Annotated in this window: 12 protein-coding genes; 4 read left to right on the top strand and 8 right to left on the bottom strand. The window is 66.8% G+C overall.

Features of this window, described 5'->3' with window-relative positions; all coding sequences use genetic code 11:
* Positions 1–22 precede the first annotated feature (22 nt).
* The 5 genes from treY to glmS all read right to left on the bottom strand — a co-directional run bounded on the left by treY (position 23) and on the right by glmS (position 8,775).
* The gene (gene treY, locus QFZ69_RS04415) at positions 23–2,335 is read right to left on the bottom strand and encodes a malto-oligosyltrehalose synthase (protein ID WP_306915846.1); all 2,313 of its coding nucleotides are present in this window, start codon (positions 2,333–2,335) and stop codon (positions 23–25) included.
* The gene (gene glgX / locus QFZ69_RS04410; protein WP_306915844.1) at positions 2,332–4,866 is read right to left on the bottom strand and encodes a glycogen debranching protein GlgX; all 2,535 of its coding nucleotides are present in this window, start codon (positions 4,864–4,866) and stop codon (positions 2,332–2,334) included. Before glgX ends, treY begins: the two co-directional genes overlap by 4 nt.
* A gap of 89 nt (positions 4,867–4,955) precedes the next feature.
* Positions 4,956–6,482 (bottom strand): NAD(P)H-hydrate epimerase, encoded by a 1,527-nt coding sequence (locus tag QFZ69_RS04405; protein WP_306915843.1) that lies wholly within the window; start codon positions 6,480–6,482, stop codon positions 4,956–4,958.
* A gap of 48 nt (positions 6,483–6,530) precedes the next feature.
* Positions 6,531–6,878 carry a holo-ACP synthase gene (locus QFZ69_RS04400; protein ID WP_306915841.1) on the bottom strand — a complete coding sequence of 116 codons (348 nt, stop codon included), beginning with the start codon at positions 6,876–6,878 and terminating at the stop codon, positions 6,531–6,533.
* A 4-nt stretch (positions 6,879–6,882) separates the two neighbouring features.
* Positions 6,883–8,775, bottom strand: a complete 1,893-nt coding sequence (glmS, locus tag QFZ69_RS04395; protein WP_306915840.1) for a glutamine--fructose-6-phosphate transaminase (isomerizing) — start codon at positions 8,773–8,775, stop codon at positions 6,883–6,885.
* Positions 8,776–8,910: 135 nt separating this feature from the next.
* Between glmS and coaA the strand changes: the two genes are divergently transcribed.
* Both coaA and QFZ69_RS04385 read left to right on the top strand, forming a co-directional pair.
* Positions 8,911–9,876, top strand: a complete 966-nt coding sequence (coaA, locus tag QFZ69_RS04390) for a type I pantothenate kinase (protein WP_306915838.1) — start codon at positions 8,911–8,913, stop codon at positions 9,874–9,876.
* A gap of 92 nt (positions 9,877–9,968) precedes the next feature.
* Positions 9,969–10,787, top strand: coding sequence for a D-alanyl-D-alanine carboxypeptidase family protein (locus tag QFZ69_RS04385; RefSeq protein WP_306999942.1), 819 nt, complete (start codon positions 9,969–9,971; stop codon positions 10,785–10,787).
* Positions 10,788–10,841: 54 nt separating this feature from the next.
* Here QFZ69_RS04385 and glmM read toward each other — a convergent pair whose 3' ends face one another.
* The 3 genes from glmM to rplM all read right to left on the bottom strand — a co-directional run bounded on the left by glmM (position 10,842) and on the right by rplM (position 13,427).
* Positions 10,842–12,203: a phosphoglucosamine mutase gene (gene glmM, locus QFZ69_RS04380; RefSeq protein ID WP_306915837.1), complete on the bottom strand. Its 1,362-nt coding sequence runs from the start codon at positions 12,201–12,203 to the stop codon at positions 10,842–10,844.
* 234 nt (positions 12,204–12,437) lie between these two features.
* Positions 12,438–12,947 (bottom strand): 30S ribosomal protein S9, encoded by a 510-nt coding sequence (gene rpsI, locus QFZ69_RS04375; RefSeq protein WP_306915836.1) that lies wholly within the window; start codon positions 12,945–12,947, stop codon positions 12,438–12,440.
* A gap of 36 nt (positions 12,948–12,983) precedes the next feature.
* Positions 12,984–13,427, bottom strand: a complete 444-nt coding sequence (gene rplM / locus QFZ69_RS04370; RefSeq protein WP_015937805.1) for a 50S ribosomal protein L13 — start codon at positions 13,425–13,427, stop codon at positions 12,984–12,986.
* Between the two features lie 294 nt (positions 13,428–13,721).
* On the opposite strand from rplM, the gene QFZ69_RS04365 reads away from it, so the two are divergent.
* Positions 13,722–14,513, top strand: coding sequence for an A24 family peptidase (locus QFZ69_RS04365; RefSeq protein ID WP_306915834.1), 792 nt, complete (start codon positions 13,722–13,724; stop codon positions 14,511–14,513).
* A 71-nt stretch (positions 14,514–14,584) separates the two neighbouring features.
* Positions 14,585–14,827: a Flp family type IVb pilin gene (locus tag QFZ69_RS04360; protein ID WP_306915832.1), complete on the top strand. Its 243-nt coding sequence runs from the start codon at positions 14,585–14,587 to the stop codon at positions 14,825–14,827.
* Positions 14,828–14,849 lie beyond the last annotated feature (22 nt).

The raw sequence follows: 14,849 nt of genomic DNA, 5'->3' as shown, positions 1-14,849 counted from the left end.
CATGTCGGTTGTTCAGGAGTGCTTAGGCGGCGGGTACCAGCAGGGCGACCGGGTAGGTCCCCAGGATCAGCCCCACCTCCACCCCGCCCGGGCCAAAGAACCGGCCCGTCAGCTCGTCGGTCATGGCCGTGGCGAGGCTGATGGCGGTGTTCTGCCAGCCGCCCTTCTGCTCCAGCCCGCGCGGCAGCCGGGTCGCGAGCGTGAGGGCCCCCGCCGCGCTGCCGCCCCGGTTGAACGCCAGCAGGTGCCCTGCCGCCGGACCGGAGGCCGCTACCGGCGCGTAGCCGGTGAAGAGCCCGGGCCGGTCGCGGCGCAGGCGGAGGGCTCGCGACGTCACCAGCAGCTTCGCCGCTTCGTCCAGGAACGACGCCGGCTGCTCGCCGGCGTCGAGCGCTGCCAGGGCCCGCTTCCGGGCGTCGAAGCTGAACGGCCTGCGGTTGTCGGGGTCCGTCAGCGAGCGGTCCCAGAATTCCGTGCCCTGGTAAACGTCCGGGACGCCGGGCATGGTCAGCTGGACCAGCTTGGCGCCCAGGGCATTGGCGGCACCGTACGGTTCCAGCAGCGCCACCAGCTTCTCCAGTTCGGCGCGCACCTCGGCGTTGTCGAAGGCGGCGTCGACGGCGGCCCTGAGCTTTTCCTCAAAATCCGCGTCCGGGTCCGTCCAGTTGGTCGAGTTGCCGGCCTCGCGGGCAGCCTTCTGCGCATAGGACCGCAGCCTGTCCCGGTCCGCCGGCCACGCGCCGGCGATGGCCTGCCACAGCAGGTTGGCGAGCGGTCCGTCCGGCAGCGGCGCCAGCTGCTGCAGGCGGGTCAGGGATGCCTTCCATTCGGCGGCCAGCTCCGCGAGCACCGAGATCCGCGCGCGGGTGTCCTCGCTGCGTTTCGTGTCGTGGGTGCTGAGCGTGGTCATGGACAGCGGAAGCTCTGCCTGGCGGCGGGCCATTCGGACATGGAACTCGTCCGGTGCCACGGCGAACTCCGTGGGATCCGCGCCGACCTCGGTGAGGGTGCCCAGCCTCGTGTAGCGGAAGAACGCGGTGTCTTCCACACCCTTGGCCATCACCATGCCGGAGGTCTGCTGGAACCGGCGTCCCAGTTCCTCCTCCGCGTCCAGCAGCAGCGGCAGCAGAACGCCCACGGCGCCGTCCAGTTCCGGACGCCGTCGGACGGCAAGCTCGGCGGCTTCCTTCAGGACATCGGCGCCGGTCGGCAGATAGCTGCGGTAGACCGGGAAGGCGGCAATGATTTCGGACAGCGCGTCGGCGGAGGCTTCCACTGGAAGGCCGGCCCCGGCAGGCACCAGGCGGGCCAGCCGGAGCATCTCCGAGTGCAGGATACCGTCCGTGATCCTGCGTTTGGTGCCGCGGATCATGGCCTCGTAGTCGGCGGCCTGGCCTTCGCGCAGCCCGGTGTCCAGCGCATCCAGCGGACCCTGGCCGGCGGCGTCGACGAAGACCCGGTCCACGTCCGCCAGGGCGTCGTAGCCGGTGGTGCCCTCGCACTCAAAGCTGGGCGGGAGCGTCTCCCCGGGCTCGAGGATCTTCTCAATCAGCAGGTAGCTGCCGCCGGTGACTTCACGCAGCCGGCGCAGGTAGCCTTCCGGATCGGCGAGACCGTCCGGGTGGTCGATCCGCAGCCCGTCCACGAGCCCCTCGCGGAACCAGCGCACAATCTCCTCGTGCGCCTCGTCGAAGACCTCCGGGATCTCGACCCGGATGCCGGCCAGGCTGTTGACCGCGAAAAACCGGCGGTAGTTGAGTTCGTTGTCCGCCCGGCGCCAGCCGATCAGCTCATAATGCTGCCGGTCGTGGACCTGGCGGGGGTCATCGCCTTCGGCGTAGCTGCCTTCGGCAAGCGGGAAGCGGTGGTCATAGTACCGCAACTCCCCGTCCCGGATCTCAAGGGCGTCAAGGTCAGAATCCTCGCCAAGAACGGGAATCCGGATGCGGCCACCGCCGAAGTCCCAGTCGACGTCGAACGCCGGGGCGTAGCGGGACTGCTGTCCCTCCTTCAGGAGCGACCACCACCAGGGGTTCTGGGCCGGGGTTGCCACGCCGACGTGGTTTGGCACGATGTCGACGAGCACGCCCATGCCGGCGGAGCGGGCAGCGCGGGAGGCTGCGATGAGCCCCTCGAGGCCACCGCGGTCAGGGTCGACGGCGGCGGGATTGGTGACGTCGTAGCCGTGGTCCGAGCCCTTTTCCGCCGTCAGGATCGGCGAAAGGTAGATCCAGTCCACGCCGAGCGACTTCAGGTACGGCACCACCTCGGCGGCGTCCTGGAGTGTGAAGCCGGATCGGATCTGCAGCCGGTAGGTCGACGCAGGCGTCCTCATTTCGCCGGTCCCTTCGGGGTCTTGGGCTTCTTGGCCTCCGTCTTTTTCGAGGCGGATCCCTTCGACGGACCCTCTGCTGAGCCCTTCGCAGAGTCCTTGGCGGAATCGGCGGCGGAACCCTGTGAAGGCTCCTCCAGGGCCGGGGTTTCCGGGGCCGCGTCGGCCTCCACAACGGGGGATTCCGGGGCCGCGTCTGCCTCCACAACGGGGGTTTCCGGGGCCGCGTCGGCCTCCGCAACCGGGGCTTCCGGGTCCGGGGATTCCGGGGCCGTGTCTGCCTCCACAGCGCGGGTTTCCGGGGCCGGGGTTATGGGCGCCTCCGGAGGAGTTACTGCCGCAGCCTCCGCGGCCTCCTGATCCTCGTCCTCATGCTCGGCCATGGCGGCCAGGGAGGCGGCCGCGGAGTAGTCCACTTCCACCTCAGGGCCGGAGTAGGCGCGGAGGACTACGAGGGATTTGGCTGCCAGCGTCAGCACGGCTCCGGCCTTGAGCGGCTGGTCTTTGTCGGCCTTATCGGCGGTATCCACCAGCACGTCCCAGAACGGGGAGTATTCCTCGGTCGGCAGCCGGAAGTCCACGTTGTCGTCGTGGGCGCTGAAGGCCACCAGGAAGCTGTCATCGGTGATCCGGCGCCCGCGGAAGTCCTGTTCCTGGATACCGTGGCCGTTGTAGAAGACGCCGATGCTCCGGCCGAAGCTGCTGTCCCAGTCCTCGGGGAGCATTTCCTTGCCGTCGGTGTTCAGCCAGACGATGTCCGGGAGCTTCTCTCCCTCGCCGCGTCGCACCGGGCGCCCGTCGAAGAAGCGGCTGCGGCGGAAGGTGGGGTGGTCACGGCGGATCTTGTTGACAAACGCCGTGAACTCCACCAGCGGCTGGTCCATGGCCTCCCAATGAATCCAGCTCAGCTCGGAGTCCTGCGCATAAGTGTTGTTGTTGCCCTGCTGGGTGCGGCCCAGCTCGTCACCGTGCAGCAGCATCGGAACGCCCTGCGAGAGCAGCAGGGTGGCGATGAAGTTGCGCTGTTGGCGGGCGCGCAGGGTCAACACCTTTTCGTCGTCGGTGTCCCCCTCTGCGCCGCAGTTCCAGGACCGGTTGTGCGATTCGCCGTCGTTGTTGCCTTCGCCGTTGGCCTCGTTGTGCTTCTCGTTATAGGACACGAGGTCGCGCATGGTGAAGCCGTCGTGCGCCGTGACGAAGTTGATGGAAGCGACGGGACGGCGGGCCGAGCTCTCGTAGAGGTCCGCCGAGCCGGTCAGGCGGAGGGCGAACTCGCCCAGGGTCGAGGGTTCGCCGCGCCAGAAGTCGCGGACCGTGTCGCGGTACTTACCGTTCCATTCGGTCCATTGCGGCGGGAAGTTGCCCACCTGGTAGCCGCCGGGACCGACGTCCCACGGCTCGGCGATCAGCTTGACCTGGGAAACGATGGGATCCTGCTGGATGAGTTCGAAGAAGGTGGACAGCTTGTCCACATCGTAGAATTCCCGGGCCAGCGTCGATGCGAGGTCAAAGCGGAAGCCGTCAACGTGCATCTCCGTCACCCAGTAGCGCAGGGAATCCATGAGCAGCTGCAGGGAGTGCGGGTGCCGGACGTTCAGCGAGTTGCCGGTGCCGGTGTAATCCATGTAGTGCTTCTGGTCGTCGTCGACCAGGCGGTAGTAGGCGGCGTTGTCGATGCCCTTGAAGGACAGGGTGGGACCGAGGTGGTTTCCCTCCGCGGTGTGGTTGTACACCACGTCGAGGATCACTTCGATGCCGGCCTTGTGCAGGTCGCGGACCATTGCCTTGAATTCCTGCACCTGGTGCCCGACGTCCCCGGAGGAGCTGTAGGTGTTCTGCGGGGCAAAGAAGCCAATGGTGTTGTAGCCCCAGTAATTATTGAGGCCCTTCTCCTGGAGGGTGCCGTCATTGACGAACTGGTGGACGGGCATGAGCTCGATCGCGGTGATGCCAAGCTTCTGGAGGTGCTCGATCACGGCGGGGTGCGCCACGCCCGCATAGGTGCCGCGCTGCTCCTCGGGGATCTCGGGATGCAGCTTCGTCAGGCCCTTGACGTGCGCCTCGTAAATGACCGACTCGTGGTACGGAATGCGCAGCTGGCGGTCCCCGTCCCACTCGAAGAACGGGTTGATGACCACGCCATGCATGGTGTGCGGCGCAGAGTCGCTGTCGTTGCGGGAGCCGGGGTCGCCGAACTCGTAGGAGAAGAGCGCCGGATCCCAGTCAATCTGGCCTTGGACGGCCTTGGCGTAGGGATCCATCAGCAGCTTATTGGGGTTGAAGCGGTTCCCGTGCTCCGGGTCGTATGGGCCGTGGACGCGGTAACCGTACTTCTGTCCGGGCTGGATCTGGGGCAGGTAGCAGTGCCAGACGTAGCCGTCCACCTCGGTCAGCTCAATCCGGGTCTCCGTCAGGTCGTCAGACAGGAGGCACAGCTCCACCCTTTCAGCGCGTTCACTGAACAAGGCAAAGTTGGTGCCGGTGCCGTCAAAGGTGGCTCCCAGCGGATAAGCCGTTCCGGGCCAGACTTCCATGTGATCTCCTCGTGCGTTGCGGACAATCTCTAGACAGACTACTGGTAAGTAGGGTTATCAATCCCGTCGGTGCGTTTTTGTGGACTTCGTTACAAATCCCGCAGCACCGCCGGGAGTGCCTGCGCGATGGCGCTGGCTGTCACGGGTCCCCCCGCGGAAGCGCGCCCTCCGGCCCGTCCGTGCAGGCTTGCGGCCATCGCTGCCATCCCCGCCCAGCGGTCCCCGGCCGTGATTCCCCGCGCGGCGAACGCCTCGTCCTGGCCGCCCAGCTGGGCCAGCAGCGAGCCGAGCACCCCGGCGAGGACGTCCCCGCTGCCGGCCGTCGCCATCCACGGCGTGGCCTCCGCCTGGCTGAAGACCGCTCCGGCCGGCGCCGCGACGAGCGTAGTGGCGCCCTTGAGCAACACGGTGGCGCCGGTCAGCCTGGCTGCCCGGCGTGCCGCGGCGAGGGGCGCATCCCGCACTCCGTCACGGCCGGAGTCGTCCCCATACCGCGCCAGCAGGGCAGCCAGTTCCCCGGCGTGCGGGGTCAGGACCGTCCGCTCCGAGAGCTCACGCGGCAGGGCGGGCAAGGCGCCGGCGTCCGCCACGGTGGGCAGCCCGGTGGCGGCGGCCTCGCGGACCCGCTCAAGCTGTGCGGAGGCGCCGTCGTCGAGGCCGGGACCCAGCAGCCAGGCCTGGACATGGGTGTCGGCCGGGCCCTCCGGGGCGCAGACCACCTCCGGGCAGGCCCGGAGGACCAGGTCGGCGACGCCGGGCGGACCCAAGTACCGCACCATGCCGACGCCGGAGGCGAGGGCGCCCTGGCAGGCCAGCACCGCGGCGCCGGGGTAGCGATCCGAGCCGGCCACGACGCCGAGGACCCCGCGGGAATACTTGTGGGAGCGCCGTTCGGGACGGGACAGCAGCCCGGCCAGGTCTTCGGCTTCCAGCCGGCGCAGGTCCGGTGCCGGCAGGTGGGTTTCGATCCCGATCGGGACCAGCTGGACGCGCCCGGAAAAATTCGCGCCGGGGTCGGTCAGCAGTCCGGTTTTGGCGGCTCCGAAGGTCACCGTCAGATCGGCTGTCAGGACCGGGGCCTGGGCCTCCCCGGTGTCGGCGTCGACGCCGCTGGGAATGTCACAGGCCACCACCAAAGGGGAACGGGAGCGCGGCCGGGACAGCTCCAGCTCCCGGATCAGGGCAGCAGCGGGTCCCCTCAGCCCGCCCTGGGCGCCCGTTCCCAGGACGGCATCAATGAGAACGTCGGCCCGCCGGGCCGCGGCGGACGCTTCCGCGACGTTCTCAGCCGCCAGGCGGATTACCCGGCCGCCGGCCTTTTCAAAGGCCGCGAGGCCTTCGGTGTGGGCGTCTCCGGACGTGAGCACCGCCGTCGTGCTCATGCCGCGGCCGGCCAGCAGCGCGGCGGCGAACAGTCCGTCGCCGCCGTTGTTGCCCTTGCCGGCGAGGACCGCCACGCTCGCGCCGTAGCGGCGCTGCCCCCGGCCGAGCAGCTCCCGGACGACGGCGTTGGCCAGCCCGTAGGCGGCCCGCTGCATGAGAGCAGCGCCGGTACCGGACTCCAGGAGTGGCTTTTCAGCCTGGCGTACTTGGGTTCCGGTGTAGGCGCTGATCATGGTGTCAATCCGTTCGCGGTACAGGCGCTGTGGAAATGCCTTACCTGCTCAGCCCTCGGCGAGAACCGTCGCGGTGGCGATCCCGCCGTCGTGACTCATCGAGAGGTGCCAGCGCTTGACGCCTTTCGACTCCGCCACGGCCAGCACAGTGCCTTTGACCTGGATCGTGGGCCCGTTCTGGTCCAGCCCGATCCAGCAGTCCTGCCAGTTCATCCCGGCCGGAGCCCCGAGGACCTTGGCCACGGCCTCCTTTGCGGCGAACCGGGCGGCCAGCGACCGCGTGTTCAGTTCGCGTTCCGCGGGGACGAACAACCTGTCGCGCAGCCCGGGGGTGCGCTCCAGTTGCCGGCCGAACCGTTCAATGTCTACGACGTCTATGCCGATCCCAACAATCATGCGGCTATTCTACGGTCACGCTCTTGGCCAGGTTGCGTGGCTGGTCCACGTCGTACCCCTTGGCGGAGGCAAGTGCGAGAGCGAAGATCTGCAACGGGACCGTGCTGAGCAGCGGGGCCAGCAGCGTCGGCGTCTCCGGGATGTAGAAGACGTGCTCGGCGTAGGCCTGGACCGATTCGTCACCCTCTTCCGCGATCACAATCGTCTTGGCGCCGCGCGCCCGGACCTCCTGGATGTTGGAGACCACCTTGGCATGCAGCGAGTCCCGGCCGCGAGGCGAGGGGACAACGACGAAGACCGGCTGGCCCTCCTCGATCAGCGCGATCGGCCCGTGCTTCAATTCACCGGCCGCGAAGCCTTCAGCGTGGATGTAGGCGAGCTCCTTGAGCTTGAGCGCACCTTCCATGGCCACCGGGAATCCGACGTGGCGTCCCAGGAACAACACGGACTTGGCGTCCGCCATCGCTGCGCCGAGTTCCTTTATCTGGCCTTCGTTGTCCAGGATTTTCTGGATCTTGGCCGGGATCTTGCCCAGGTCCGCCAGGATGTCCTTGATTTCGCCCTGGAACTTGTTGCCGCGCAACTGTGCCAAATAAAGGCCCAGCAGGTAAGCGGCGGTGATCTGCGCCAGGAACGCCTTGGTGGAGGCCACCGCAATCTCCGGCCCGGCGTGCGTGTACAGCACGGCGTCGGACTCCCGGGGGATGGTGGACCCGTTGGTGTTGCAGATGGAGACCGTCTTGGCGCCCTGTTCCTTGGCGTAGCGGACGGCCATCAAGGTGTCCATCGTCTCGCCGGACTGGGAAATCGAGACGATCAGGGTGTTCTCATCGACGATCGGATCCCGGTAACGGAATTCATGCGAGAGCTCCACCTCCGTGGGAATCCGGCACCAGTGCTCGATCGCGTATTTCGCGACCTGGCCGGCATAGGCGGAGGTGCCACAGGCCAGGACGATGATCTTGTCGACGCTCTTGAGCAGCTGCGGGTCAATCCGGAGCTCGTCCAGCGTCAGCTTGCCATGAATGTCGGAGCGGCCCAGCAGGGTCTGCAGGACGGCATCAGGCTGGTCGTGGATTTCCTTTTCCATGAAGGACGGAAAACCGCCCTTTTCCGCCGAAGCCGGGTCCCAGTCGACTTTGTACTCCTTGCCTTCCGCGGGAGCACCATAGAAGTCGGTGATCTCCACGGAGTCGGCGGTGATTGTGACGATCTGGTCCTGGCCCAGCTCGACGGCGCGGCGCGTGTAGTCGATGAAACCCGAGACGTCGGAGCCGAGGAAGTTCTCCCCCTCGCCGAGGCCCACCACGAGCGGTGAGTTCCGGCGTGCGGCCACGACGACGTCGGGCTGATCGGCGTGCACGGCCAAAAGGGTGAAGGCGCCTTCGAGACGTTGGCAGGCAAGCTGCATGGCCTTGGTGAGACTGCCGCTGGAGACGTCACCGTTGAGCTGGTTCCGGTAAATGTCGCCCAGCAGCGCGGCGGCAATCTCGGTGTCCGTCTCGGAGCGGAACTCCACGCCCTTGCCCAGCAGCTCCAGCTTGAGTTCGGCGAAGTTTTCGATGATGCCGTTGTGGATCAGCGCCAGCTTCCCGCCGTCGGCCAGGTGCGGGTGCGCATTCTGGTCCGTGGGGCCGCCGTGCGTTGCCCAGCGGGTGTGGCCGATGCCCGTCACGGATTCAGGGAGCGGACTGGCCTCGAGTTCGGCGATCAGGTTGCTCAGCTTGCCCGACTTCTTGCGAGTCGAAATGGTTCCGTCCGCGACGACCGCGATCCCCGCCGAGTCGTAGCCCCGGTACTCCAGGCGGCGCAATCCTTCGAGGACGACATCCAAGGCATTGTGTCCATTACTTACCCGGCCAGCGGAGTGGCCTACATATCCAACGATTCCACACATGGACTCAAGCCTAGCTGGTTTCCCGGAGCGGGGACGTGGGATGAGCCGGTGTGACAGGCGTCCCGCGTCCTTCCGGCCGGGCACGGCGGGCCCTTCCATTTCGCACTTAGCCCCGCGAAGGGCAGAATCTCTAGGGTGACTTTGCAACGCAATGAAGCGAACGGCGACGGCGTCTCCCCGTTCGTGGAGCTGGACCGGCAGACCTGGTCCCGGCTCGCCGCCCAGATGGAGCAGCCTCTTAATGAAGAGGACGTGCTCAGGCTGCGCGGTCTCGGCGATCCGCTCGATATGAAGGAAGTCCGCGAGGTCTATCTTCCCCTGTCCCGGCTCCTGCACCTGTATGTGGAGGCGGCCGGCCAGCTGCATTCGGCGACCACCACTTTCCTCGGTGAGAAGACCCAGCGGACGCCGTTCGTGATCGGCGTCGCCGGCTCGGTTGCGGTGGGAAAATCAACGATCGCCCGCGTGCTCCGCGAGATGCTCCGCCGCTGGCCCGGGACCCCCAACGTGGAACTCATCACCACGGACGGCTTCCTCTACCCGCTGGCCGAGCTCAAGCGCCGTCAGCTGCTGGAACGTAAGGGCTTTCCGGAGTCCTATGACCGCCGCAGCCTGCTCCGCTTCGTGAGCGAAATCAAGGGCGGCGCCGAGGAAGTCCGGGCCCCGTGGTATTCCCACGTGACCTACGACATTGTGCCGGGCAAAGAAGTGGTGGTGCGGCGCCCTGATGTGCTGATCGTGGAGGGACTCAATGTCCTGGCCCCGGCCCGGCCCCGGCACGACGGCCGGCAGGGCCTGGCCCTGAGTGACTTCTTCGACTTTTCAATCTATGTTGATGCCAAGACGAGCTACATCGAGGAGTGGTACGTGGACCGTTTCCGGAAGCTGCGAACCACCGCCTTTGCGCAGCCCGAGTCCTATTTCCACCGCTACGCCACACTCTCCGATGCCGAGGCCGAGCTGACTGCCCGCGAAATCTGGAAGCGCATTAACGAGCCGAACCTGGAGGAGAACGTCCTGCCCACCCGGGGGCGGGCGCAGCTGGTCCTCACGAAGGACGCAGACCACTCCATCCGGCGGATGCTTCTGAGGAAGGTCTAGCAGCGGTGTGCCACGATGGCTCCGCCGGGCAGGAACCAGGCCCGGAATCCGGACCGGCCGGCCCCACCCGACGGGCCTTCAGCCGCCTGCTGATGGCCGGTTCCGGACTGGCGGCCCTTGCCGCCTGCGCCCCCGAAACTCCTCCCCCGCCGTCGTCCGCGGCCGGCATTGCCACCACGAAGGCGGCTCCGGCATCCAGCGCCAGCCCGCTGGTGCCACCTTTGGCATCAACCCCGGCGGCCGCGGCAACGTCCGCGGCTGCCGCCCCCGCACCGGCACCGCCCGCAGCAACCGCCCCGGCGGCGCCGCGGCACTCGCTCATCGATCCGGCGAGTCCCTGGGTTGTGGTCAACAAGCACCGGCCGCTGGCGCCCTCCACGTTCAAGCCGACGGACCTTGTCCGGCCGGCCGTCCGTCTCGCCGCGGCCGGTGAGGCCTCCCTGCTTAACGGCACGACGGCGGCAGCTGCGGAGAAGATGTTCGCGGCCGCGGCCGGGGCCGGCGTGACCCTGACTCTTGCCAGCGGGTACCGTTCCTATGTCACGCAGGCGGCCACGTACAGCGGCTACGTGAAATCGCAAGGACAAGCCGCTGCGGATACCGCCTCGGCCCGGCCGGGCTATTCCGAGCATCAGACCGGCTGGGCCTTCGACATCGGCGACGGCAGCGGGGCGGACAGCTTCACGCCCCGGTTCGCCCAGCAGCCGGCAGCAGTCTGGGCGCAGGCCAATGCCCACCTGTTCGGCTTCGTGGTGCGCTACCCCTGGATGCTGCACGGGATCACCGGCTATTACTACGAGCCCTGGCATCTGCGTTACATCGGCCCGGAGGTGGCCACCGAGATGAAGAACGGTGGCATCGGCACGCTGGAGGAGTACTTCGGCCTGGAAGCCGCCCCGGCCTACCTGTAACCGGCAGCGGACACCACCCTGGGCAGAGTTAAAATGCTGCGCGAGGGCGGATCCTCAGTCCGGAACGAGCGCCAGCGCCAGTTCGGTCCGGACCACCTGAGCCAGGCGTTCAGCGACGGCCTGGGCGGTCCCTTCGTCTCCGGCCTCGACCATCACCCGCACCACGGGCTCCGTGCCGGAAGGACGCAGGAGGACCCGCCCGGTGTCGCCGAGCTCGGCTTCGGCGCGCGCAACGGCCGCGGCCACGGCCTCGTCGCCGTGCACCCGGGTGCGGTCCACGCCCTTGACGTTGATGAGGACCTGCGGAAGCTTGGTCATGACCGTGGCCAGCTCCTTCAGGGGCCGTCCCGTGAGGGCCACCTGGGCCGCAATCTGGAGACCCGTCAGGACGCCGTCGCCGGTCGTGGCGTGGTCGGCAAAGATGACGTGCCCGGACTGCTCGCCGCCGAGGTTGAAGCCGCCTTCGCGCATTCCCTCGAGGACGTAGCGGTCCCCCACTCCGGTCTCGCGCAGGCTGATACCGGCCGCGCGCAGCGCGATCTTGAGTCCCAGGTTGCTCATCACGGTCGCGACCAGGACATTGTCCTTGAGCTTCCCCGCGGCCTTCAGGGCGACAGCGAGGATGGCCATGATCTCGTCGCCGTCAACCTCGTTGCCCTCGTGGTCCACGGCGAGGCAGCGGTCCGCATCGCCGTCGTGGGCAATGCCCAGGTCGGCGCCATGCTCCAGCACAGCGCGCTTCAGTGGTCCCAGGTGGGTGGAGCCGACGCCCTCGTTGATGTTGAGGCCGTCGGGTTCGGCGCCGATCACCACGAGATCCGCGCCTGCGTCCTTGAAGACCTGCGGGGAACAGCCGCTGGCTGCACCGTGGGCGCAGTCCAGGACGACTTTGAGCCCGTCCAGGCGGTGCGGAAGCGTCCCGAGGAGGTGCACGATGTAGCGGTCCTCGGCGTCCGAGAAGCGCTGAATGCGGCCCACTTCGCCGCCGACGGGACGGAAGGGCTCCTGGCCCAGCCGCTCCTCGATGGCGTTCTCGACGTCGTCGGGCAGCTTCTGGCCGCCGCGGGCGAAGAACTTGATCCCGTTGTCCGGGGCGGGGTTATGGGAGGCGGAGATCATCACGCCGAAGTCCGCGTCCAGGTCGGCCACCAGGTAGGCCGCTGCCGGCGTCGGGAGCACGCCCGCGTCGTATACGTCGATGCCGGAACTGGAGAGCCCTGCTTCCACGGCAGCCGCGAGGAACTCACCGCTGGCGCGCGGGTCGCGGGCGACCACGGCGCGGGGTCGTGCTCGGCTGGTAGTGCGGTTGTGTCCCAGCACGACGGCGGCGGCCTGGGCCAGCTGCAACGCCAGCTCCGCAGTCAGTAGGCCGTTCGCCAAACCTCGGACACCATCTGTTCCAAATAATCTCGACATCGGATCAAGTTTAGTCGATGAGTGCGAACATTCTGCCCGGCGCCGCCGGCCGGCGTCCTGGTGCCGGGTGGATTCGCGCCGTTCAGCCGGCTTAATGCCAAAAGCCCGCTCCGCCACGAGGGCGGAACGGGCTTTCGCAAGCGGACTTTAGCGCTTGTGGATCCGAGCGCTAAAAAGCGCCGAGGGCCCCACCCACCGGTCGCGCCAGCGGCCGATGGTCGGGAAGGCGCATTTTTAGCGCTTGGAGTACTGCTGAGCCTTACGGGCCTTCTTGAGACCAGCCTTCTTACGCTCGATGACGCGTGCGTCACGGCGAAGGTAACCGGCCTTCTTGAGGGTCGCGCGGTTGTTCTCGGTATCGATCTCGTTCAGGGAACGGGCGATACCGAGGCGCAGGGCACCGGCCTGACCGGAGATGCCGCCGCCGTGGATGCGGGCAATGACGTCGTAGGCGCCATCAAGATCGAGGATCTTGAAGGGTTCGTTGACATCCTGCTGGTGCAGCTTGTTCGGGAAGTAGTTGGCCAGTTCGCGGCCGTTGATGGTCCACTTGCCGGTGCCGGGCACGATGCGCACGCGGGCGACAGCTTCCTTGCGGCGGCCAACTGCTGCGCCGGCGACCGTGAGGGCCGGGCGTTCCTTCTTCGGCGCTTCTGCTTCAACAGGACCGCTTTCCGAGGTGTAGCTGGTCAGGTTTTCCTCAGCCTCAACGGCTTCGGTGGTCAGTTCTTCGTTCTGAGCCACGATTCTCCTTGATAAAAAGTTGGTTGGTGGCCAGGACTACTGGGCGACCTGGGTGATTTCGAAAGTCTTGGGCTGCTGAGCGGCGTGCGGGTGCTCTGCACCGCGGTAGACCTTCAGCTTGCCCAGCTGCTGTGCAGCGAGGGAGTTCTTGGGGAGCATGCCCTTGATGGCCTTCTCCACAGCGCGGACCGGGTTGGATTCCAGCAGCTCCGCGTAGTTGACGGAGGTCAGGCCGCCCGGGTAGCCGGAGTGGCGGTATGCGCGCTTCTGCTCCAGCTTGGCGCCGGTGAGGGCGACCTTTTCAGCGTTGATGATGATGACGAAGTCGCCCATGTCCATGTGGGACGCAAAGGTGGCCTTGTGCTTGCCGCGCAGCAGGATTGCGGTCTGGCTCGCGAGACGACCAAGGACAACGTCTGTGGCGTCAATGACATGCCACTGGCGGTTGATATCGCCGGGCTTCGGGGTGTACGTACGCACGGTGTTTGCCTCGTTCTTGTTCTGGCGTTCTTGTTTTAGGCGTCACGCGAAAGTGCACCTACTATCTATGCGCTACCGGAACAGAGGTGAGGGCTCTATGTAACCAGTAGTCCTATGGTCCCGAATGTGCACGATGAGTAGCTATCCTGCAACCGGATTCTCATACGGGCACGCATCATCGGAAAGGACACGCACAACGACTACCAAGAATAGCGGAAGACGGGGCCTTGGGTCAAAATGGGGTGTCCGGGGGCGTCCTGCCCGGCTCCGGCCCGCTGCAGCCCTGGAGGAACCGTGTCCGACCCCGCCGCAACAGGCTCCGCTCTCCCGTTCTTTATGACGGCGATCGGTGCTCTCGGGCTGCTCCTCGGGCTGCTGGCCGAATTACTCATCCGGCGCCTGCTGCCCCATCTGGCGGCTACACCATCCACGATAGCCAGGATCACGACGGCGGCCGTCACCTTCGGGCTGTCCGCTTTGCTCGCATGGCGCTTCGGCGCGGCAGCTGAGCTGCCGGCCTATTTGCTGCTCGCTATCGCCGGGGTCCAGCTGGCGCGGATCGACGTCCTTCACCACTTGCTTCCGAACCGGCTAGTACTCCCCCTGCTGGGCGCCGGGCTGCTACTGCTGACGCTCGCAGCAGGAGCAGCCGGCGAAGCAGAAAACCTGGTGCGTGGCGTCGGTGGCGCCGTAATTTTGTTCGCGGGTTACCTGATTCTTGCTCTGGCCAGCCGAAACGGCCTCGGAATGGGCGACGTCAAGCTCGCAGCACCACTCGGACTGTACCTGGGCTACCAAGGCTGGTCTCAGCTGTTCTACGGCGGCGCCCTGGGCTTCGTTGCGGGTGGCCTGGTATTCCCTCGTCCTTATGCTGAGAAACCGCGGAAACAAGCCACGGGAAGTCGCTCACGGCCCGTCCATGCTTTGCGCCGCCCTGACGGTCATCCTCTTGATGCCCTGACTCCCAGTGGGCTCCAGTGCAGGCCCGGGAATTTGCAGCTCCAATGCAGGATCTGCGCAGGGAACGCACAGAAAGAGTGCAGTTTGGGAAGACTTAGCACAGGATGCACCCACGTCCAATATTGAGCGTGTCGGTGCTTGCTAAGTTGCTCTCAGTGCTGGTGCAGGGCCAGCCCCCAACTCGCTCAGGAGTCCCCATGCGTTCCTTTTTCGCCAACCTCGCAACCCGTCTTCGCCGCGATCAGCGCGGCGCCACCGCCGTCGAATACGGCATCATGGTGTCGCTCATCGCCGTCGTGATCATCGTCGCCGTCACGCTACTGGGCGGGACCTTGGCCGACACCTTCACGAAAGCGAAGTGCTCGATCAGCGGCGGCGCCTTCGTCGCAGGCACTGCGGCCACGGCCAGCACTGCCGCAGTTCCGGCTAAGTGCACGTAATCGGCTTGGCCCGACCTTTTTG

Source organism: Arthrobacter sp. V1I7, assembly GCF_030817015.1.
In the GTDB taxonomy this organism is placed as follows: domain Bacteria; phylum Actinomycetota; class Actinomycetes; order Actinomycetales; family Micrococcaceae; genus Arthrobacter.
This window is presented reverse-complemented; position numbering and strand designations above follow the sequence as displayed.